Genomic DNA, 20,488 nt, shown 5'->3' on the forward strand with positions numbered 1-20,488 from the left:
GGCCGGCGGCGCCGGTCAGAAGCGCAGGCGCAGATAAGCCGACGGGCCGTGCAGCTTGATGTCGGCCGTCGCGTCGTAGCTGCCTTCGCTGCCGTCGAGCTTGATCCGCGACACGCTGTACTCGGCACCGAGACCGAGGTTCTGCCATGGGAACCATTCGACACCCAGCGAGCCGTTGTAGATGTGGCCCTCGAGCGATCCGCCGTTCTTCTTGACGCCCGAGATGTCGATGTAGGTGCGCACGTTGTCCGAGAACGCATGACGCCAGCCGAGCTGCACCAGCGGCGCGACCGCATCGTCCTTGTAGCGTTCGGTCGCCGTAACGGTCTGACCGTCGAACGTGGCCTCGCCGCGCACGCGCGCGTCGAGGCGGTACCAGGCCGCGCCGAGACCGAAGCCGAACACGGTCTGGTCGCCCCCGAACCACCAGCGGTAGGCCGCATTGCCGACGTCGAACTGGAGGCGCGTATCGAGCACGGCATTGGCGTCGAAATCGGTGCCGCCGAAGCTGAAGGGCTCGACCAGGGTCAGCGAGCGGTCGCGACTGAGGCCGTAGTAGTCGAACGAGAAGCCCTGCGAATCCATGATCAGGAAATCCAGCCGCGCCCGGCCGACCGTGTCCTTGAAATCGCCGACGTCGAGGCGGCCGCTGTCGAGGCCGCTCTCGCTCTCGCGCAGGGTCAGGTCGAGGTCGGCATCGGCACGATAGCCGCCGAGCCAGACGCTGATGCGGTCCAGCGCCTGGGAAGGTGCCGCCGCGGCGGGAGCGGCGATCGAGGCCAGGCCAGCGGCGAGGCCGAGCGCGGGGAGCAGACGGGGGAACGGCATGCGGTAGGAAGCCATCGGAACGCCCTCGGGGTGGGATGAACTGAGGATGGGATGAAAACGGGCGCAACAATTAACATTTTCTCAATGAACCGTTACCTCATCGCTGGCGACGGACCTTACTTGGCGCGATCGGGCCCATTCGCGCCCATCGCCGGTTTGCCAACGCAAACCGTTCTCATTAGTCAGTCCGCAGGGGCGCGGGCAGGAGGCCCGCGCGTTCGTCGTCAGCACAGGAGGTGCTGTCGACGAACCCCGGCGCCGGTCCACGCACCCGCAGGGCAGGAAGCCCGGAGGGCGCATCTCCGGGGTGCCCTTCTCTTTTGGTTACTTTCTCTGACTCCGCGCATCCTGCGCTCCGCCCTCCGGGCCGGCTTCGCCGTTCGCGCCGCTCCTGCGGCGCAGTGGGCATGCAAGAGAAAGTGACCCGCTCGCCCGGAGGCGAGCGGAAAAAGCAGGGACGCCGCCTCCCTACGAAGGAAAGCCTCCCAGATCGATCGCCAGCGAAAGGACCCGCCCGCCCCGAGGCGCGCAGGAAAAGGCACGGACGCCGCCCGCCTACCAAGAAGAGAAAGAAGGGACCACTCAATCCCTCGATGCGGCCAGCCAATCACGCCACCCGCGCAACACCAAGACCGCAGCCCCCTCACAACTTGCGCCGCGGCGGCACCAGCAAATCCCCGAACAACAACCCCGCCACCAGCGCGATCAGCAGCGTCAGCAAGGTCACCGCCGTATCGAGGCCGAGCATCACGTCGCGCTCGAGCACGAAGCTCAGCGTGCGAAAGCCGACACTGCCCGGCACCAGCAGGATGATGCCCGGTTCGCGGATCAGCGCGCCGGGACGCTTCCAGACGCGCGCGAACACGTTGCTGACCGCGCCGAGCACCAGACCGCCGAGGAAGACGCCGAACGGCGCCGAGACGTAGGCACCGCCGAGGCGCGTGCACAGGTAGCCGAGCACGACCGAGGCGATCACCGCCGGATAGTAGCGGCGCGGACTGCGAAACATCAGCGCGAAGGCTAGCGCCGCGGTCAGCACGGCCAGCCATTCGGCCCAGACCGGCACCGCGACCACCGGCATCGGCGGCGGCACCCAGCCGAACAAGGCGCACAGCTGAGTCGCGGCGACCGTGCCGAACGCGAGCTTGAGCAGCGTCGCCATCGCACCGGCCATGCGGGCCGTGCCCGAGATCAGGTGCTGGCTCGACAGCTCGCGCACTGCGGTCGTCAGCGACAGACCCGGCAGCAGCACGATCAGGCTGGCGATGACCACGGCGCGCACGTCGATCGGCACCCCGTAGACGGCGACCAGGGTCGCGATCAGCGTCGCCAGCAGCGCGCAGATCGCCTCGAACGCGGCGGCGATGTTCGGCCGCCGCGCCGCGCCGAGCGCGATCGCGCCGGTCACCAGTCCGATCAGCCCGGCCGTGGCGACGGCCGGCCAGTCCGTGCGCAGGATGATCGCGACGCAGGCCGAGGCGGCGCCGTAGGCGATCATCGTCGGCAGCTCGGTGGTCCAGCTCGCCGGACGGGCGCCGATGTCGCGCAGCCGGCGCCGGCCCTCGACCAGATCGACCGCGCCGTCGATGACCTGGTCGGCGATCTCGTCGACCTCGCAGAGGCGCTCGAGATTGACCTCGCCCGGCGACAGGCGCACCACCTGGGTAACGTCGGCCAGGCTGCCGGGACGGCGCCGGTCGGAGAACGACATCACGATCGAGGTCGGCGTCGACAGGATGTTGCAGTCCAGCTCCAGGCGCGCGGCGACGTGGTTGACCGCATCCTCCAGACGCGGCGCGGCGGTGCCGTATTCGTGCAGACGGCGCGCCAGCTCCACGACGAACTCGATACGGGTGGTCAGCGCGGCTTCGGCAGGCATCGGGCCGGTACGGTACATGCGGTCGGTTCGGTGATAATGCCGCTTTTCGCGCGGCGCGGCGCGGGCACATGGGGATCGGAGAAGCACTTTCAATCGCCAGCGCGGTGGCCTGGGCCGGTGGCGTCGTGATCTACACGCGCTTGGGCCGCACGCTGCCGCCGCTGCATCTGAACCTGTTCAAGAACCTGCTGGTGTTCGCGATGGTCGTGCCGACCGTGCTGCTGGTCGAAGGCACGCGCTGGCCGGCGATCGGCGCGGGCGCGATCGCGCTGGCACTGGCCTCGGGCGCGATCGGCATCGCGCTGGCCGACACGCTGTACTTCCGCGCGCTCAACACGCTCGGCGCCGGCCACATGGGCGTGATCGGCAATCTCTACAGTCCGCTGGTCATCGTGCTGTCGTTTGCGTTCCTCGGCGAGCGCCTGGACGCACTGCAGATCGTCGGCTTCGTCCTGGTCATGAGCGGTGTCTTGCTGGTCAGCGGCCACGACGCGGACCGTCCGCTCGACCGTGCAGCGCTGCGCCGCGGCGTGCTGCTCGGCGCGGCGGCGATCGCGCTGATGGCGGTCGCGATCGTGATGATCAAGCGCACGCTCGAGCAGCAGCCGCTGCTGTGGGTCGTCGCGATCCGGCTGGCCGGCGCGGTCGTTTGCATGCTGGCGCTTTTCGCGCTGGGCCGGCACGCGCCGGTGCCGCGCGGCGTGACGCTGAAGCGCGGCGAGGGCTGGCTGCTGCTGGCGGCCGCGTTCCTCGGCCAGTACCTGTCGATGATCCTCTGGCTCGGCGGCTACAAGTTCACCGACGCCTCCGTCGCCTCGATCCTGAACGAGTCCTCGTCGGTCTTCATCGTGCTGCTGGCCTGGCTGTTCCTGCGCGAGCCGCTCGACCGGCGCCGGCTCGCCGGCGTCGGCTGCACGCTGGCGGGCCTGGCCTGCATGCTGCTGAGCTGACGCCCAACACGCGTGTAGCGCTGCATCCACCGCGTCTGCGCAAGCTGCTAGGCTTCGCGCATGCAGCCCGCCACCGCTACTCTCGCCGCCGACGGCGTCCGCATCCTGCTGGCCGGCGACTGGGTGCTGGCGCAAGCCCCGGCACTGGCCGGCCAAGTCGAGCGGCTGCGCCGGCAGGTCGGCGCCTCCACGGTGCTCGACGCCAGCGGCATCGGCCGCCTCGACACCGCCGGCGCCAGCCTGCTGCTGCAGCTGGACGAGGACAGCGGCCGGACCGATCGCTTCGACGGACTCGGCGCGCATCAGCGCGAACTGCTGGCCACGGTCGCGCGCGCGATGCGCGCACATGCCGCCGCACCGCGCCGGCCGAACGGCCTGATCGAGCTGCTCGCCAACGCCGGCAAGGCCGTCGAGCACTTCTGGCGCGACCTGACCGAGCTGGTCGGCTTCATCGGCCTGATCCTGTCCGCCCTGGCGCGCAGCCTGGTGCTGCCGCAGCGCTGGCGCGTGACCTCGCTGTTCTTCCACATCGAGCAGACCGGCCTCAACGCGGTGCCGATCGTGGCTCTGCTGAGCTTCCTGGTCGGCGCCGTGGTCGCCTTCCTCGGGGCGACGATCCTGCGCGATTTCGGCGCCACGGTGTTCACGGTCGAACTGATCAGCTATTCGTTCCTGCGCGAGTTCGGCGTGCTGCTGACCGCGATCATGGTCGCCGGCCGCTCCGGCAGCGCGTTCACGGCGCAGATCGGCTCGATGAAGGCGCGCGAGGAAGTCGACGCGATCCGCACGATGGGCCTGTCGCCGGTCGAGGTGCTGGTGCTGCCGCGCGTGCTGGCGCTGCTGATCGCGATGCCGCTGCTGAGCTTCCTGGCGATGGTCGCCGGCATCATCGGCGGCGCGATGGTCTGCGTCTACACGCTCGACATCTCGCCCGGCATGTTCCTGCACCGGCTCCAGGAGATGACCCAGGTCCGTCATTTCTGGGTCGGCATGATCAAGGCACCGCTGTTCGCGTTTCTGATCGCCGCGATCGGCTGCCTGGAAGGCTTCAAGGTGTCGGGCAGCGCCGAATCGGTCGGTGCCCACACCACCTCGAGCGTCGTGCAGTCGATCTTCGTCGTGATCCTGGTCGACGCGCTGGCGGCGATCTTCTTCATGGAGATCGGCTGGTGAGCGAGACCGTCATCGAGGTGCGCGGCCTGCGCAACCAGTTCGGCGAGCAGGTCGTGCACGAGAACCTGGACCTGGACGTGCGGCGCGGCGAGATCATCGGCGTGGTCGGCGGCTCGGGCAGCGGCAAGTCGGTCCTGCTGCGTTCGATCATCGGCCTCAACCAGCCGCGTGCCGGCACGGTGCGCCTGTTCGGCGAGGACATGGCGCGGGTATCGGCCGCGCGCCGCAACGCGATCGAGCAGCGCTGCGGCGTCCTGTTCCAGAACGGCGCGCTGTTCTCGTCGCTGACCGTCGCCGAGAACGTCTCGGTGCCGCTGGTCGAGCATCACGGCCTGCCGCACGCGCTGATCGAGCGGCTGGCCGCACTGAAGATCGGTCTGGCCGGTCTGCCGCCCGAGGCCGGCGCGAAGTTCCCGTCCGAACTCTCCGGCGGCATGGTCAAGCGCGCCGCGCTGGCGCGCTCGCTGGCGCTGGATCCGGACATCCTGTTTCTCGACGAGCCGACCGCGGGTCTGGACCCGATCGGCGCGGCGGCATTCGACCAGCTGATCCTGACGCTGCGCGACAGCCTGGGCCTCACCGTGTTCCTGATCACCCACGACCTCGACACGCTCTACACGATCTGCGACCGTGTCGCCGTGCTGGCCCAGCGCCGCGTGCTGATCAACGCGCCGCTCGCCGAGGTCGAGCGGCAGGACGAGCCGTGGATCCGCGAGTACTTCCAGGGGCCGCGCGGTCGCGCGGCCGAGCACGCCGCACTGACGGCCAAGAGGATCTGACATGGAAACCCGTGCCCATCATGTGCTGATCGGTGCCTTCGCGATCCTCGTGTTCGTGCTCGGCGCCGGTTTCGTGCTGTGGCTGTCCAAGACCAGCCGCGACCGCGCGTTCAAGGAGTACGACGTGGTCTTCGTCGAGGCCGTCACCGGCCTCTCGCAAGGCGGCGCGGTGCAGTACAACGGCATCAAGGTCGGCGAGGTCAGCCGGCTCGAGCTGGCGCCGGACGATCCGCGCAAGGTCATCGCGCGGATCCGCGTCGGCGCCTCGACGCCGATCAAGCAGGACACGCGCGCCAAGCTCGCCTTGGCCGGCGTGACCGGCGTGGCCTTCATCCAGCTCAGCGGCGGCATGCCGAGCAGTCCGAATCTCGAGCCGACGCGCGAGCAGCCGGTGCCGGTGATCCAGACCGACCCGTCCGCGCTCTCGCAGCTGCTCAATTCCGGCGAGGACATCGTCACCAGCATCAACGACGCCCTGTTCCGGATCGGCCAGCTGCTGTCGCAGGAGAACGTCGACCGGGTGGCCCACGTGCTCGACAACGTCGACAAGATCGTCGACAGCGTGGCCGGTCAGCGCGAAGAGCTCAGCACGGCGCTGCGCCAGCTGTCCGACGCGACCGGCGACCTCAAGTCCTCGCTGCGTACGGTCAGCGAACTGGCGACGACGACCAACAAGCTGGTCCGCGAGGACGCCCGCGAGGTGATGGTCGCGGCCGAGAAGGCGATCGGCTCGATCGACCGCGTCGCCGAGTCGGTCAGCGGCCTGGTCGAAGACAACCGCGCCGCGATCGACAGCTTCGGCAACCAGGGCCTGCGTCAGGTCGGCCCGACGCTGGCCGAGCTGCGCGAGACCCTGCGCGCGTTCAAGCAGCTCAGCGACCGCCTCGCCAAGTCCGAGAGCCTGCTGCTCGGCAGCGACCAACCGAAGGAGTATTCGCCGCGATGAGCCTCCCGATCCGTCTCGCCGGCCTGCTGGCGGCCTGTGTGCTGACGTCCTGCGCCTCGCTGACCGGCAACACCGAACCGTTCGCGATCTATGCCCCGCAGCTCAGGACCGCAGCGGCGGCCGGGCCCGCGGTCGACTGGCAGCTGGCGATCGACACGCCGCTGGCGAACAGCGCGATCGATTCCACGCGCATCGCGGTGATGCCGACCCCGGGCGTGCTGCAGATCTATCCGGCCGCACGCTGGCGCGATCCGGCACCGGCCCTGCTGCGCGGCCTGATCGTGGAAGGCTTCGAGCGCAGCGGACGCATCCTCGGCGTCGGCGCCGCAGCCGGCCTGCGCGCCGATTTCGGCCTGACGCTGGAGCTGCGCGCGCTGCAGGCCGAGATCGGCGCCGACGGCACGCGCGCGGTGGTGCGGCTGCAGGCCAGCCTGATCAACTACGCGAGCAACCGGGTGGTCGCCGCGCACACGTTCGAAACGGCCGCGCCGGCCGCGGGCTCGGACATGACCGCGGCGTTTCCGGCCTTCGAGACCGCGCTCGACACGATCGTCGTGCAGCTCGTGGACTGGACGCTGGCCGAGGGCGAACGCCGGCGCAACGCCGGCACGCGCTGATCGTCCGCACGCACGTCTTTGCGCCGGGCGTCCGAACGGCGACAATGACGGCCGCTGACCTCCCCTTGTCCGACCTCGCGCGTGCGGCATCGCCGTTCGCCGTCGCCGGCCGCCCGCCATCGCCATGACCGACGTCGACACCGGCAAATCGCAGACCGCCCTGCAGAGCCACCTCGCGCGCGTGGAGGAGCTGCTGCGCCGGCACCGCGTGGTCGAGAGCCTGGCCCATCGCCAGGAGGGGCTGCATCACGATCTGGTCGAGAATCTGGTGCACCGGCAGAACCTGGCCGAGCTGCAGCGCGAGATCGATCAGCTGCATCCGGCCGACATCGCGCACATCCTCGAGTCGCTGCCGCAGGAGGACCGCCAGAGCATCTGGAACCTCGTCAAGTCCGACCGCGACGGCGAGATCCTGCTCGAGGTCTCCGATGCGGTCCGCGAGTCGCTGCTGGCGGAGATGGACACGCCGGAAATCCTGGCGGCGGCCGAGCAGCTCGATGCCGACGAGCTGGCCGACCTCGCCGAGGACCTGCCCGAGGACGTCCTCTACACGCTGATGCAGCGCCTGACCGCCGACCAGCGCGCGCGCGTGCAGTCGGCGATGGCCTGGGAGGAGGACCAGGTCGGCGCGGTGATGGATTTCGACATGGTGACGATCCGCGAGGACATCAGCCTGGAGGTCGTGCTGCGCTATCTGCGCCGCCTCAAGGATATCCCCGACCACACCGACAAGCTGTTCGTCGTCAACGGCGACAACGTGCTGACCGGCGTGCTGCCGATCCGCTGGCTGCTCGTCAACGATCCGGCCAAGGACGTCGCCGAGGTCATGGCGGCCGACGCCAACACGTTCCATCCCGAGGACGACGTCACCGAGACCGCGCAGGCATTCGAACGCTACGACCTGGTCACCGCGCCGGTCGTCGACGGCGAAGGCAAGCTGATCGGCCGTCTGACGATCGACGCGATGGTCGACGTGATCCGCGAGGCCGGCGAGGCCGAAGCGCTCAGCCGCGCCGGCCTGCGCGAGAACGAGGACATCTTCGCCTCGGTCTGGCGCTCGGTGCGCAACCGCTGGCTGTGGCTGGCGGTCAATCTGGTCACCGCGTTCATCGCCTCGCGCGTGATCGGCCTGTTCGAGGGCTCGATCGAGAAGCTCGTCGCGCTGGCCGCGCTGATGCCGATCGTCGCCGGCATCGGCGGCAATTCCGGCAACCAGACGATCACGATGATCGTGCGTGCGCTCGCGCTCGATCAGATCACGCCGGCCAGCGCCAAGCGGCTGCTGCGCAAGGAGCTCGGCGTCGCGCTCGTCAACGGCGTGGTCTGGGGCGGCGTGATCGGCCTCGTCGCCTGGCTGCTCTACGGCAACCTGGCACTGGGCCTGGTGATGACGCTGGCGATGACGCTGAACCTGCTGCTGGCGGCGTTCATGGGCGTGCTGATCCCGATGACGTTGCTGCGCTTCGACCGCGATCCGGCGATGGGATCGAGTGTCATGATCACCGCGCTGACCGACTCGGGCGGCTTCTTCATCTTTCTCGGACTGGCGACGCTGTTCCTGATCAGGCAGGGCTGATCAGGCGGGGCAGATCACGCAGGGCCGATCACGCAAGGCCGATCGCAGCGGGTGCGCCAGACCGGGAAGAAGAGCCGCCCGGACGCGTCTGGCCGGCTCGTCCCGGTCCGCGCGATCGACCGGCGATGCACCGGTCGTGCGGACGCATCAGGGGGAGCGCGCCGGATCGTCCGCCGGCGGCGGCGCTGCGACGACCACGACGGCGGCCGGCACCGCGTCGAGAGCGGCCTCCTCTTCCTCGTCGCGGCCGACGAACATGCCCCACACCGCCATGAACAGCGCGGCGATCATCGGGCCGATCACGAAGCCGTTGATGCCCATCAGCGCCATGCCGCCGATCGTCGAGATCAGCACCACGTAATCGGGCATGCGCGTGTCCTTGCCGACCAGGATCGGCCGCAGCACGTTGTCGACCATGCCGATCACCAGGACGCCGTAGGCGGCCAGGCCGATGCCCTTGCCCCAGTCGCCGGTCGCCAGGAAGTAGATCGCGACCGGTGCCCAGACCAGGCCCGCGCCGATCGCCGGCAGCAGCGACAGGAACGCCATCAGCACCGCCCACAGCAGCGCGCCCTGGATGCCGAGGAACCAGAACGCCAGGCCGCCGAGCGTGCCCTGGACGATCGCGACGACCACGTTGCCCTTGACCGTGGCGCGCATGACGGTCGCCATCCGCGCGATCAGCTGACGCTTGTGCGCGGGTTCCAGCGGCAGGGCCTCGACCACGCGCGCGATCAGCACGCGCCCGTCGCGCAGCAGGAAGAACAGCAGGTACAGCATGACGCCGAAGCCGATGATGAACTGGAACGTGTTCTGCCCGATGTTGATCGCCTGGGTCGCGATGAAGCGGCTGCCCTGGGCGGCGCCGGAGCCGAGCTTGTCCTGCAGCGATGCGACGTCGCCCAGGCCGATCCGTTCGAGCGGCTGGATCAGCCAGTCCGGCAGGGCCGCGAAGATGCGCTGCAGATAGGTGCCGAAGTTCAGCTCGCCCGACTGCATGCGCTGGTAGACCAGCGTGGTCTCCTGGATCAGCGAGGCGGTGATCGCCATCAGCGGCAGGATCGCGATCAGCAGGCACAGCGACAGCGTCAGCAGCGCGGCCAGATTGCGCCGGCCCGGCAGGCGCCGCAGCAGCCAGCGATGCAGCGGCGCGAACAGGATCGCCAGCACCACCGCCCAGAACACCGCGCCGAAGAACGGCAGCAGGATCAGCCCGAACGCAATCGTCACCGCACATAGCAGCAGCAGGAATACCGCGCGCTGCAGGAACGGCGTATTCATCGTCTTCATCGCGGCCTTGGCGCTGGACCCGGTACGGGGCGTCGGCCGACTATAGCAACACCGTGCTGCGGCCGATGCGCGCGGCGCGTTTGCGATGACCTTGCATGGAGCGGCGGCGCCGGCGGCTCGCCGGCACGGCGGCGGGGGCCGGCGGCGGGCCGCTCAGGGCTCGAAGCCGTCGGCGAACACGGTCTCGCCGAGGCCGTCCAGGCGCAGCACGCGGACCGCGTCCAGCCGCGAGCGCTCGCCCTGGCCGCCGCTGCGCACCAGCGCGATCTCGATCTCGCCGCCGGCGGCCTGCGCGTAGAAGCCGTAGCGCAGCGCGCTGCGCTGGCCGGCCAGCGCGAACACGCTGAACCGGTCGAGCACCGGCGCCCCCTGTACGCGGACGTCCTGCACGCGGCAGCTCGCGCTGTTGCACGGGTTGTAGGTTTCGGCGAAGTGGAGCTCGACGAAGTATTCGCCGGGCGGCACCGGCAGCCGGTAGCCCCAGCTGCCGTAGCTGACCCGGTAGTCGTGATGCAGCGGGTCGTCGGCACTGCCGAACAGCGCACCGGGACCCGACGCGGTCGAGGCCTCGCTCGTGCCGTAGTGGAACGCATCGGCCTCGTAGCGGCTGCCGTCCGCGGCATCGTAGGCGCCGCCGCCGGCATTGATTGCGATGACGACCGGCGCCGCGCCCCCGGCCGGCAGCACCAGGACCTGCTGCACGAACTGCCCCTGCGCGGCGCCGTCGTCGGCGGTCACGCGGACACGATAGCGGCCGGCGGCGGGCGCTGCGATCGTCGCATGGCGCCGGTCGGCCGGATCGACCTGGAGCACGCTGCCGGCCGGCGCCTGCTCGATCGCCCAGTCCAGCGCGATCGCCGCCGGTGCCGGCAGGCCGTCGTCGAGCACACGCGCGCGCAGATCGAGCGGCTGGCCGGCGTGCAGGACCGCCTCGGACAGCACGAAGACGCGCGGCGCCGCGTTGTCGAGCGCCGGCGTGACCACGCGCAGGCTGGTGGAGGCTTCGGTCCAGCCGCCGAGCGTCGCATCGTCGCTGGCGCCGCGGGCCTGCATCCGCACCGTCTGCGTGCCGGTGCCGAGCGCCAGCGCATCGACCGACCACGGCGAGATGCCCGCCGCGGTGCCGGACGCGGCGCCGAGGAACCAGCGCACCGAGGCGATCGCGGCCGCCGGGGAACCGGCCGAGCCGGCGAGATCGAGCGTCGCCGCGAACGTCGTCCAGACCGGGCCGGTGGTCGGCTCGGACAGCCGCACGTATGGCTCCACCGCGACGTTGGGCCGGCCGAGCCGCTGCGCGATCAGCCAGTCGAACAGGCGCGCGCTGGCGTAGGTGCGCGTCCAGATCGCGTGGCCGCCGGTCGCGAACTCGGTATAGAGCGGATCCCCGGCCGCGGCCCGCAGCGCCGCGACGTGGTTGCGCGAGTGCTCGACGGTGACCGTGCCGTCGTCGACCGCATGGAAGAACCAGGCCGGCGTCGTTGCCCAGGCCGCATCGCCGGCGGTGTAACCAGTGTGCGGGCAGACCGGCACGATCGCCGCGAACAGGCCGTTGTAGGATCCGATCAGATCGAGCGCGCCGCCGCCACCCATCGAGATGCCGGTGAGGTAGATGCGGCCCGTGTCGTACGGAAACTCCGACCGCACCTGCTCGAGCACGTCGATCAGCCGGTTCTTCTGGCCGCCCCACTGGCCGCCCTCGCCGAGGCAGCATTGCGGCGCGACCATGATCATCGGCTGCTGCGCCTGGCGCGCCGGGTAGACCAGCTGCATCGCGCCGTTGGCGGCATTGCCGAGCTGTGACTGATTGTCGGTGCCGGTCTCGCCGGAGCCATGCAGGAACAGCAGCAGCGGACAGCCGGCATGACCCTGGCAGGCCGGCGGCACGTAGATCCGGAACGGCAGGCGGTCGCCGGGCGGGTCGTTGCGGCGCAGGAAGTCCTCGGCACAGATCCGGTCGGGCGGGCAGCCGGCCGCTGCCGCCAGACTCGTCACCGACAGCAGCAGGCCGAGCAGCAGCGAACGGGCGCGTGTCATGGCTGGCGATCGTCACGGGGGGGACGTACACGCTAGCGCAGCGCGGGCCGCGTACCGTGACGGCGCGCGCGATTCGCGCTGCGGCCGCGGCATAGGCGCTCCGGGACGAACGGCGCCGGGCGCGGGGCCCACGGCGGCGGACGGCTTGTGCGGCCCCGTCCGTCCACGTTGCACGCCATGCGCCACGCGATGGCCGCTGCGGCTACGGTCGCCCGGCTCGTCTACGGACTGATCTTCGCCGGGCAACGCGTCAACGGGGAACGCAGCGCCGGCCTGCCGTGGCGCGGCCGGATGCCGGGTCAGACGTGACTGACGTCGTGCAGCTTCCAGTGGCGGCCGATCAGCAAGTCGAGGCGATGGCGCAGGATCGCATGCGGCAGACGTGTCACGACCTCGACGTCGCAGCGCAGGTCCGACTGGCTCGCGGTCACGACGGCGTCCGGATCGCTGGCGCCGGTCGCCGGGTCGACCTCGTCCGGATCGGGCTGCATCGCGCGCCAGCGCTGCCACAGCGTCGGCTCGCGCAGCGCCGACTGCAGCGCAGCCGCGAACGCATCGGGCGAGACGCCGTGGAACGACAGTTGCTCGACTTCGCCGCGCGCAACCGACAGGTCGTCGACGGTCAGGAAGAACTTCTGGACTTGGGACATCGGGGATTTCACTCCGTCATGGTGGTCGAGGCACCGGGGCCGGCGCCGCGGGCATCGAACAAGTATGCACCGTGCGGCCGATGCGCAGGGCGCGCCGCCGGTCGCGCGGCGAGCGCGAGGACGGCCGCGAGCACCGAGGCCAGACAGCTCCAGCCGAGGTAGCGCAGCTCGGCCGAGGGCGCCAGCAGCGGATACGGCAGCGCGTACAGCCAGGCGCTGGCCAGCAGGCACAGCGCCGCGCCCGCCGGCCGGTCGGCGCGGCGGCGCCAGGCCAGCGGCGCCGCCGCCAGACCGATCAGCAGATGCGGCCAGATCGCGAACACGGCGGTCGGACGCCAGGCCTCGACCCAGCGCATCAGCGCGCGATGGGCCGCGCCGTCGTTCGGCGCCACCGGCGGGTTGTCGCGATAGCCGATCTGCGCGTCGACGTACAGCAGCGTCTGCGGCCAGTCGCGCGGCTGGGTGCCGAACAAGGCGCGCGTGACGCGCCAGCGGTGCGCGAGATAGGCGCCCGGGTCGGTCGCGATCGCCGCGAACCAGGCCTCGCGCAGCGCGCGCAGATCGTCGGCCGGCCATTCGCCGAGCGGATCGCGGATGCCGCTGCGGTTGTTTTGCAGCATCGCGGTCACGCTCCACGGCCGCGACACCTCGGCGAGTTCGGCGACGCTGAGCCCGGGACCGACGCTGAACGCCGGCAGCAGCACCTCGCCGCGCGCGATCGACAGCGCGGCCAGGTCACCCTGCGCGAGGATCGGCCACAGCGGCACGTGGCTGCGCGCCTGGCGGTTGATCGCGGCCACCACGGCGAGCAGGGCCGCCAGGACCAGCAGGCCGGTGCCGATGCGGCGCACCGGACCGCCGCCCGGCCAGGCCAGCCAGGCCCAGACCGCGACGATCGGCGCGACCGCGAGCACCGCGTTGTGGCGCATGCCCAGCGCGTAGAGCAGCACCGGCAGCGCCGGCCACAGCGCCGCGCGCCGGCCCGCATGCGCCTGGGCGAGCAGGCCGCAGGCCAGCAGCAGCGCGCCGAGCATGCCGACGTCGGTCCAGACGTGGCCGCGCAGCACCAGCACGATCGGCAGGGCGCCGCAGGCGACCAGCGCGACGCGCCAGCCGGTGCCGATGCGCTGCCCGCCGGCGAGCAGCGCCAGGCCTGCCCAGAACATCGCCAGGTGCAGCGCGAAGACCGGTCCCGGGCCGGTGTAGAGGCGGTCGGTGATCCGCCACAGCGCGATCAGCGTCGGCGACGCGACGTCGGTGACGGTCTCGCCGCGCGCCTGCCACCAGGCATAGGCCGAGTCGAACGACATCTGCCCGGGCCAGTACAGCGCGCAGTCGATCGCCAGGCCCAGTGCGGCGAGCAGCCATGGCAGATACGCCCGCCGATCCGGACGCGCCGGCGGCATCGCGTCCGGCCTCATCGCAGCGGCCCCAGATCGAGCAGCGGCCGCGGCCGCCCGTCGGGTGCATGATCGAGCACGCCGAGCAGCGGCGCCGGCAGACGTTCGCGCAGGCAGTCCAGCGTGGCTTCGGCGCGCGCCATCTGCGGATCGACGCGATTGGCGATCCAGCCGGCCAGCACGCAGCCGTCGGCGACGATCGCGCGCGCGCTCAGCAGCGCATGGCTGATCGCGCCCAGGCGCAGACCGACGACCAGCACCACCGGCAGTCCGAACGCACGCGCCAGGTCGGCCTGCATCAGATCTTCGGCGAACGGCGCCATCCAGCCGCCGGCGCCTTCGACGACGACGAACGGCGCCTGCGCGGCGAGCCGCCCGTACGCCGAGCGCAGCGGATCGAGCGCGACGCGCACGCCGGCATCGGCGGCCGCGACGTGCGGTGCGATCGGCTCGGCGAACGCGTACGGATTGACGTCGGCATAGGCGGGCGTGGGCACGCTCGCCGCGAGCAGCGCTTCGGCATCCTCGTTGCGCCAGCCCTCGGCGCTGCGGCGGCAGCCGCTGGCGACCGGCTTCATGCCGACCGCGCGGCAGCCGGCGGCGGCCAGCGCCTCGAGCAGAGCGACGCTGGCGACGGTCTTGCCGACGCCGGTGTCGGTGCCGGTGACGAAGCAGCCGCTCACGGCGCGAGCGCGCCGTGGCGCGCCAGGATGCGCCGGTGCTGGAGCGGCATCAGCAGCTGCACCAGATGCAGGCCGAAGAAGATGCAGCCCGGCAGCGCGACCGTCCACGGCACGCCGGGGATCATCGGCAGCCACGCGGTCAGCGCCAGCGAGATCAGCGAGAACAGCGGAATGACCGCCCAGCGCAGCAGCGCGTGGCGGGTCAGGTCGCGCTCGAGCGCATCCAGCCCGATCCGCTCGCGCAGGCGCCAGGCATGCACGTAGAGCAGGCAGCTGACCAGCCCCATCGAGCCGAACGCCAGCGCGAACACCGCGAACATCAGACGCAGATCCGACAGGTTCGACAGCGCGAACCTGGCCGGCAGCCAGCCGCTGCTGACCCAGCTGAACAGGGCGTCGAACACCATGCGCAGCGGGTAGATGAAGATCAGCACCAGGAACACCAGCAGCAGGCTCAGCCGCTGGCTCCGGCGGTCGTCCAGCCCGTAGCGCCGGCTCCAGTCGGCGTGGCCGCGCCAGAACAAGGCGATCAGCAGGAAGCTCGCCGCGTACGACGGAATCGCCTTCAGCGCCAGCTTCAAGGCGTCGATGCTGTCGGGAATCTCGTCGATCGAGATCACCATCAGCGTGATCGCGAATGCGAACGCGGCGTCGACGAAGGCCTCGATGCGCGTGACTTCCGCGCCGCGCTGAAAAAAGCCGTCCTCGTGCCGGACCGCGGCGGACGCGCCGCCGGAACGCGTGCGGATCATGCCGCGGCGATCCGCGCCGCGCGGCGCGCGGCGAGGTGCGAGACCGGCCAGGCCAGATTCATCGCGACATAGACGATGCCGGGCAGGCCGTGCACCCAGGAGCGCTCGGCCGGCAGCAGGCCGGCGATCAGTACCGATACCAGACCGGTCGCGATCGCGACCCCGCCGACTGCGACGTTGGCCGCGATGTCGGCGGCGCGCTGCGGCGTCGGCTGGCCGTCACGCGCGGCGATCCAGTACAGCCCGACGATGCACAGCCACATCGCCGACCAGCCGAGGCCGTAGACGCGGTAGACCAGGACCAGATCATCGAGCGAGTCGATGCGTGTAGCCGACGGCAGCCAGCCGCCCGACAGCGTCGCCATCGCCGCCGAGAACACGATCTTCAGCGGATAGACGTAGATCAGCACCAGGAACACCAGGACCAGGCTGAGCAGCGTGACCGCCAGCCGGTCGCTGCCGTAATGGCGGCTCCAGCGCGCGTGCTGGTACCAGAACATCGCGATCACCGCGAAGCTCAGCGCGAATGCCGGCACGCCCTTGAGCGCCGCGGTCAGGTCGCCGATGCTCTCCGGAATCGTGTCGATCGAGATCACCAGCAGCGTCAGCGCGAACGCGAACGCGGCATCGACGAACGCCTCCAGGCGGGTCGGCTGCGCGCTGCGGCCGGACGCGGCGGGATCGGTCGGAACGGCGTTCGGCGGCGCGGTCGGCACGGACATCGGCAAAGCTTAGCAAGCGGCCGCCCGATCCGCGTACACTCTTGCGTTCCGTGCACACCGGTTCCGACCACGCGATGTTCGCAGCCCGTCCCCTGTCCGGCAGCAAGGCCGACCAGTACGCCGACCTGGCCGACCAGGCGCGCGCGCTGCTGCACGGCGAGCGCGACCGCGTCGCCAACGCGGCCAACTTCGCCGCGCTGGTCTGGCACGCGCTGCCGGCGATCAACTGGTGTGGCTTCTACTTCTTCGACGGCCGCGAACTGGTCGTCGGCCCGTTCCAGGGCAAGCCGGCCTGCGTGCGGATCGCGCTCGGCAAGGGCGTGTGCGGCACCGCGGCGGCCACCGGCGCGACCCAGGTGGTCGACGACGTCCATGCGTTCCCGGGGCACATCGCCTGCGATGCCGCCTCGCGCTCGGAGATCGTCGTGCCGCTGATTCGCGACGGCCGCCTGATTGGCGTCTGGGACGTGGACAGTCCGCAACCGTCGCGTTTCGACGCGGCCGACCGCGCCGGCATGGAACGCCTGTGCGACCTCTTCATCGCGTCGCTCGGCGACTGACGGCGCGGCCCAACCGACCGGGGACATCATGGCCAACGAGAAAATCCGCAACGTCGGACCCAAATCGGCCGCCTGGCTGCGCCAGGTCGGCGTGCGCACGCTGGAAGACCTGCAGCGGATCGGTCCGGTCGAGGCGTTTCTCAAGACCAAGCGGGCCGGCTTCCGGCCCAGCCTGAACCTGCTGTACTCGATGGCCGGCGCGCTGGCCGACTGCCACTGGACCGACCTCAGCGACGCCGACAAGCAGGCGCTGATCGCCGACCTCGAAGCGGCCGAAGCGGCCAACCCGATCCGCAACCGCTGGGAGAAGGGCGCGCAGCGCAGCGCGCAGCGCGACGGCGACGGTGCGCCTGCCGAAGCCGCCGCCGAGGACGGGGACGGCTTCGGTGACGGCGACAGCGGCGTGCGCGAGCTGACCGGCACGCACAGCGACTTCGACTGACGCCAGGCGCCGGCACGCGCGCCACGCCCGCAGCGCGGCACGTGAGCGCCGCCCGCCGGCCTTCGGTCACCGCCGCCGCGACGCCGGCTCCGCCCCGTCGCACCGCCAGCCAGCCGGCGCCTGCGCGCGCATTTCGCGGTGCAGCAAGGCGGCCGGTGGGGCTATAATCCCAAGGTTTCAAGCAGCGGCCTTGCCCTGCCGGCTTCCGCCCCCACTCCGACTCCACGCCCGTCCGGCCAAACCCACACGGTGTCACGCGTGACCGCCAGCATTTTCCAGCAGTTTGCATCCACTTCGGCCCTCTCCGGCGGCAATGCGGCCTTCATCGAGGACCTCTACGAGGACTGGCTGCGCGATCCGGCCACCGTCGCCCCGGCCTGGCGCCAGTACTTCGACGGCCTCAAGGGCCGCGCAGCCGGCGACACGCCGCATTCGGATGCGATCGCGCGAATCGAGCAGGCGCAGAAGAACGGCCCGCGCGGCGGTACGGCCGGCACCGCGGCGCCGCGCACCGGCGATGCGATCTCGCAGAAGCAGGCCGGCGTGCTGCGCCTGGTCACGGCCTACCGCTCGCGCGGCCACCTCGCCGCCCGGCTCGACCCGCTCGACCTCGCCGGCACCTACTCCGGCGACGAGCTCCAATCGCTGGGCCTGCTGCCGCGGCCGTCGGCGCCGGATCTGGACTACACGTTCCACGGCCTGACCGAGGCCGACCTCGACACCGAGTTCGAGACCAGCTCGGTCGCCGGCCCGCAGCGCCTGAAGCTGCGCCAGCTGGTCGCGCTGCTGAAGTCGACCTATGCCGGCAGCATCGGCGCCGAGTTCATGCACATCTCCGACGCCGAGCAGCGGCGCTGGGTGCACGAGCAGCTCGAGCGCGTCGGCGGCCGCTTCGCGCTGTCGACCGACGAGAAGAAGCACCTGCTCGAGAAGCTGGTCCAGGCCGACGGCCTGGAGCGCTACCTGCACACCAAGTACGTCGGCCAGAAGCGCTTCTCGCTCGAGGGCGGCGACAGCCTGATCCCGCTGCTCGACGAGCTGGTCCGCCGCGGCGGCGTCGGCGGCATGAAGGACATGGTCATCGGCATGGCCCACCGCGGCCGCCTCAACGTGCTCGTCAACATCCTCGGCAAGCCGCCGCAGAAGCTGTTCGACGAGTTCGAGGGCCGCTACGACCATCCGGACGATCCGGCCCATTCGGGCGACGTGAAGTACCACATGGGTTTCAGCGCCAACGTCAAGACGCCGGGCCGCACGGTGCACCTGGCGCTGGCGTTCAATCCCTCGCATCTGGAGATCGTCGACCCGGTCGTCGCCGGCTCGGTGCGCGCGCGCCAGACCCATCGCGGCGACGCGACGCGCGAACAGGTGGTGCCGGTCCTGATCCACGGCGACGCCGCGTTCGCCGGCCAGGGCGTGGTCATGGAGCTGTTCAACATGTCGCAGGCCGACGGCTTCAAGGTCGGCGGCACGATCCATATCGTCGTCAACAACCAGGTCGGCTTCACGATCTCCAACCCGCACGACGCGCGCTCGACGCTGTACTGCACCGATGTCGCCAAGATGGTCAACGCGCCGGTGTTCCACGTCAACGGCGACGATCCGGAAGCCGTGCTGTTCGTCGCGCGCCTGGCCTACGACTACCGCCAGAAGTTCAAGCGCGACGTCGTCATCGACCTGGTCTGCTACCGCCGCCACGGCCACAACGAGGCCGACGAGCCGGCGGCCACGCAGCCGCTGATGTACCAGATCATCCGCAAGCGGCCGACGCTGCGCGAGCTCTACGGCAAGAAGCTGATCGAGCAGAGCGTGATGACCGAGGACGGCGTCCAGGCCGTCGTCGACGGCTACCGCAAGCGGCTCGAGGAAGGCAATCCGATCGCCGGCGTCGACTCGGACTACTACGACGCGTTCGCGGTCGACTGGTCCAAGCACCTGGTCGGCGACCTCGGCCAGGCCGTCGTGACCGGCGTCAGCCGCAAGGCGATGGCGGCGCTCGGCGACAAGATCCTGCGCGTGCCCGACGACGTGACGCTGCATCCGCGCGTCGCCAAGATCTACGAGGACCGCGCCAAGATGGCCAGGGGCGAACTGCCGCTGGACTGGGGCTTCGCCGAGAACATGGCCTACGCGACGATCGTCGCCGACGGCAACGACCTGCGCCTGGTCGGCCAGGATGCCGGCCGCGGCACGTTCTTCCACCGCCACGCGGTGCTGCACGACCAGAAGAGCGGCCGCCGCCACACGCCGATCGACACGCTGCGCGACGACGACTCGATCGAGATCATCGACTCGCTGCTCAGCGAAGAGGCCGTGATGGCCTTCGAGTACGGCTTCGCGACCGCCGAGCCGGAGACCCTGGTGATCTGGGAAGCGCAGTTCGGCGACTTCGCCAACGGCGCGCAGGTCGTGATCGACCAGTTCATCTCGTCCGGCGAGGCCAAGTGGGGCCGCCTGTGCGGCATCGTGCTGCTGCTGCCGCACGGCTACGAAGGCCAGGGCCCCGAGCATTCCTCGGCGCGTCTGGAGCGCTATCTGCAGCTGTGCGCGCTCGACAACATGCAGGTCTGCGTGCCGACCACGCCGGCGCAGATGTTCCACATGCTGCGCCGGCAGATGCTGCGCTCGTGCCGCAAGCCGCTGATCGTGATGACGCCCAAGTCGCTGCTGCGCCACAAGCTGGCGGTCTCGACGCTGGACGATCTGGCCAACGGCAGCTTCCAGCTGGTCATTCCCGACAGCACCGCCAAGACCGCCAAGAAGGTCAAGCGTGCGGTGCTGTGCTCGGGCAAGGTCTACTACGATCTGGTCGAGGAAGCCGCCAAGCGCGAGATCGCCGACGTGGCGATCGTGCGCGTCGAGCAGCTCTATCCGTTCCCGCGCCCCGAAGTCTCGGCCGAGCTGGCCAGGTTCCCGGGCCTCAAGGAGGTCGTGTGGTGCCAGGAGGAGCCGATGAATCAGGGCGCCTGGTACCAGATCAAGCACCACTTCCAGGCGATCCTCGATCCGAAGATCGCGGTGGCCTACGCCGGCCGGCCGCGCTCGCCGGCGCCGGCCGCCGGCCATCTGAGCACCCACGTCGCCGAACAGGCGGCCCTGGTCGAACAGGCCCTGGCGCTGCCGCTCGGCAACGACTACGGGCTGGAATGACCGCCCGCGCCGCGCATCCGCAGCAGACCGATCCCCGTCCCGCCCTTCCATCCATCG

General features: G+C 70.6%; 18 protein-coding genes. 9 read left to right on the top strand and 9 right to left on the bottom strand.

Annotation, left to right across the window (positions count from 1 at the left end; translation table 11 throughout):
- Positions 1 to 15: 15 nt before the first annotated feature.
- Both VMR06_RS11800 and VMR06_RS11805 read right to left on the bottom strand, forming a co-directional pair.
- Positions 16 to 843, bottom strand: coding sequence for a hypothetical protein (locus VMR06_RS11800; protein WP_325376528.1), 828 nt, complete (start codon positions 841 to 843; stop codon positions 16 to 18).
- Positions 844 to 1,471: 628 nt separating this feature from the next.
- Complete coding sequence (locus tag VMR06_RS11805) at positions 1,472 to 2,707, bottom strand: threonine/serine exporter family protein (protein WP_325376530.1); 1,236 nt, start codon at positions 2,705 to 2,707, stop codon at positions 1,472 to 1,474.
- 68 nt (positions 2,708 to 2,775) lie between these two features.
- Here VMR06_RS11805 and VMR06_RS11810 point away from each other — a divergent pair, with 68 nt between their 5' ends.
- The 6 genes from VMR06_RS11810 (at position 2,776) to mgtE (ending at position 8,748) form a co-directional block, all read left to right on the top strand.
- Positions 2,776 to 3,657, top strand: a complete 882-nt coding sequence (locus VMR06_RS11810) for a DMT family transporter (protein WP_325376532.1) — start codon at positions 2,776 to 2,778, stop codon at positions 3,655 to 3,657.
- Positions 3,658 to 3,717: 60 nt separating this feature from the next.
- Positions 3,718 to 4,830, top strand: coding sequence for an MlaE family lipid ABC transporter permease subunit (locus VMR06_RS11815; protein WP_325376534.1), 1,113 nt, complete (start codon positions 3,718 to 3,720; stop codon positions 4,828 to 4,830).
- Positions 4,824 to 5,609, top strand: a complete 786-nt coding sequence (locus VMR06_RS11820; RefSeq protein ID WP_325376584.1) for an ABC transporter ATP-binding protein — start codon at positions 4,824 to 4,826, stop codon at positions 5,607 to 5,609. Before VMR06_RS11815 ends, VMR06_RS11820 begins: the two co-directional genes overlap by 7 nt.
- Before the next feature lies 1 nt (position 5,610).
- A complete protein-coding gene (locus tag VMR06_RS11825) occupies positions 5,611 to 6,555 on the top strand; it encodes an MlaD family protein (RefSeq protein WP_325376536.1) in 945 nt (314 codons plus the stop codon).
- Positions 6,552 to 7,172: an ABC-type transport auxiliary lipoprotein family protein gene (locus VMR06_RS11830; protein ID WP_325376538.1), complete on the top strand. Its 621-nt coding sequence runs from the start codon at positions 6,552 to 6,554 to the stop codon at positions 7,170 to 7,172. The genes VMR06_RS11825 and VMR06_RS11830 overlap by 4 nt, the downstream gene beginning before the upstream one ends.
- A gap of 124 nt (positions 7,173 to 7,296) precedes the next feature.
- Positions 7,297 to 8,748, top strand: coding sequence for a magnesium transporter (gene mgtE, locus VMR06_RS11835; RefSeq protein ID WP_325376540.1), 1,452 nt, complete (start codon positions 7,297 to 7,299; stop codon positions 8,746 to 8,748).
- 147 nt (positions 8,749 to 8,895) lie between these two features.
- On the opposite strand, the gene VMR06_RS11840 is transcribed toward mgtE, so the two are convergent.
- The 7 genes from VMR06_RS11840 to VMR06_RS11870 all read right to left on the bottom strand — a co-directional run bounded on the left by VMR06_RS11840 (position 8,896) and on the right by VMR06_RS11870 (position 16,279).
- Positions 8,896 to 10,038 (bottom strand): AI-2E family transporter, encoded by a 1,143-nt coding sequence (locus VMR06_RS11840; protein ID WP_325376542.1) that lies wholly within the window; start codon positions 10,036 to 10,038, stop codon positions 8,896 to 8,898.
- Positions 10,039 to 10,191: 153 nt separating this feature from the next.
- A complete protein-coding gene (locus tag VMR06_RS11845; RefSeq protein WP_325376543.1) occupies positions 10,192 to 12,072 on the bottom strand; it encodes a malectin domain-containing carbohydrate-binding protein in 1,881 nt (626 codons plus the stop codon).
- A 299-nt stretch (positions 12,073 to 12,371) separates the two neighbouring features.
- Complete coding sequence (locus tag VMR06_RS11850; RefSeq protein ID WP_325376545.1) at positions 12,372 to 12,722, bottom strand: hypothetical protein; 351 nt, start codon at positions 12,720 to 12,722, stop codon at positions 12,372 to 12,374.
- 8 nt (positions 12,723 to 12,730) lie between these two features.
- Positions 12,731 to 14,143 (bottom strand): hypothetical protein, encoded by a 1,413-nt coding sequence (locus VMR06_RS11855; protein ID WP_325376547.1) that lies wholly within the window; start codon positions 14,141 to 14,143, stop codon positions 12,731 to 12,733.
- Positions 14,140 to 14,805: a dethiobiotin synthase gene (gene bioD, locus VMR06_RS11860; RefSeq protein ID WP_325376549.1), complete on the bottom strand. Its 666-nt coding sequence runs from the start codon at positions 14,803 to 14,805 to the stop codon at positions 14,140 to 14,142. Before bioD ends, VMR06_RS11855 begins: the two co-directional genes overlap by 4 nt.
- Entirely contained in the window at positions 14,802 to 15,557 is a 756-nt protein-coding gene (locus tag VMR06_RS11865; protein ID WP_325376551.1) for a TMEM175 family protein, read from the bottom strand. Before VMR06_RS11865 ends, bioD begins: the two co-directional genes overlap by 4 nt.
- Positions 15,554 to 16,279: a TMEM175 family protein gene (locus VMR06_RS11870; RefSeq protein ID WP_325376553.1), complete on the bottom strand. Its 726-nt coding sequence runs from the start codon at positions 16,277 to 16,279 to the stop codon at positions 15,554 to 15,556. Before VMR06_RS11870 ends, VMR06_RS11865 begins: the two co-directional genes overlap by 4 nt.
- 74 nt (positions 16,280 to 16,353) lie before the next feature.
- Here VMR06_RS11870 and VMR06_RS11875 point away from each other — a divergent pair, with 74 nt between their 5' ends.
- From VMR06_RS11875 to VMR06_RS11885, 3 genes are all read left to right on the top strand, one after another.
- The gene (locus VMR06_RS11875) at positions 16,354 to 16,839 is read left to right on the top strand and encodes a GAF domain-containing protein (protein ID WP_325376555.1); all 486 of its coding nucleotides are present in this window, start codon (positions 16,354 to 16,356) and stop codon (positions 16,837 to 16,839) included.
- Between the two features lie 28 nt (positions 16,840 to 16,867).
- The gene (locus VMR06_RS11880) at positions 16,868 to 17,281 is read left to right on the top strand and encodes a TfoX/Sxy family protein (protein WP_325376556.1); all 414 of its coding nucleotides are present in this window, start codon (positions 16,868 to 16,870) and stop codon (positions 17,279 to 17,281) included.
- 258 nt (positions 17,282 to 17,539) lie between these two features.
- Positions 17,540 to 20,431 (top strand): 2-oxoglutarate dehydrogenase E1 component, encoded by a 2,892-nt coding sequence (locus VMR06_RS11885; RefSeq protein ID WP_325376558.1) that lies wholly within the window; start codon positions 17,540 to 17,542, stop codon positions 20,429 to 20,431.
- Positions 20,432 to 20,488 lie beyond the last annotated feature (57 nt).

The sequence above is a fragment of the Dokdonella sp. genome (genome assembly GCF_035511235.1).
Classification (GTDB): domain Bacteria; phylum Pseudomonadota; class Gammaproteobacteria; order Xanthomonadales; family Rhodanobacteraceae; genus Dokdonella.

Bases quoted from the DNA above. Each gene is read 5' to 3' on its own strand.
- VMR06_RS11800 (WP_325376528.1), bottom strand. From the start codon at position 843: ATGGCTTCCTACCGCATGCCGTTCCCCCGTCTGCTCCCCGCGCTCGGC.
- VMR06_RS11805 (WP_325376530.1), bottom strand. From the start codon at position 2,707: ATGCCTGCCGAAGCCGCGCTGACCACCCGTATCGAGTTCGTCGTGGAG.
- VMR06_RS11810 (WP_325376532.1), top strand. From the start codon at position 2,776: ATGGGGATCGGAGAAGCACTTTCAATCGCCAGCGCGGTGGCCTGGGCC.
- VMR06_RS11815 (WP_325376534.1), top strand. From the start codon at position 3,718: ATGCAGCCCGCCACCGCTACTCTCGCCGCCGACGGCGTCCGCATCCTG.
- VMR06_RS11825 (WP_325376536.1), top strand. From the start codon at position 5,611: ATGGAAACCCGTGCCCATCATGTGCTGATCGGTGCCTTCGCGATCCTC.
- VMR06_RS11830 (WP_325376538.1), top strand. From the start codon at position 6,552: ATGAGCCTCCCGATCCGTCTCGCCGGCCTGCTGGCGGCCTGTGTGCTG.
- mgtE (WP_325376540.1), top strand. From the start codon at position 7,297: ATGACCGACGTCGACACCGGCAAATCGCAGACCGCCCTGCAGAGCCAC.
- VMR06_RS11840 (WP_325376542.1), bottom strand. From the start codon at position 10,038: ATGAAGACGATGAATACGCCGTTCCTGCAGCGCGCGGTATTCCTGCTG.
- VMR06_RS11845 (WP_325376543.1), bottom strand. From the start codon at position 12,072: ATGACACGCGCCCGTTCGCTGCTGCTCGGCCTGCTGCTGTCGGTGACG.
- VMR06_RS11850 (WP_325376545.1), bottom strand. From the start codon at position 12,722: ATGTCCCAAGTCCAGAAGTTCTTCCTGACCGTCGACGACCTGTCGGTT.
- VMR06_RS11855 (WP_325376547.1), bottom strand. From the start codon at position 14,143: ATGAGGCCGGACGCGATGCCGCCGGCGCGTCCGGATCGGCGGGCGTAT.
- VMR06_RS11865 (WP_325376551.1), bottom strand. From the start codon at position 15,557: ATGATCCGCACGCGTTCCGGCGGCGCGTCCGCCGCGGTCCGGCACGAG.
- VMR06_RS11870 (WP_325376553.1), bottom strand. From the start codon at position 16,279: ATGTCCGTGCCGACCGCGCCGCCGAACGCCGTTCCGACCGATCCCGCC.
- VMR06_RS11875 (WP_325376555.1), top strand. From the start codon at position 16,354: ATGTTCGCAGCCCGTCCCCTGTCCGGCAGCAAGGCCGACCAGTACGCC.
- VMR06_RS11880 (WP_325376556.1), top strand. From the start codon at position 16,868: ATGGCCAACGAGAAAATCCGCAACGTCGGACCCAAATCGGCCGCCTGG.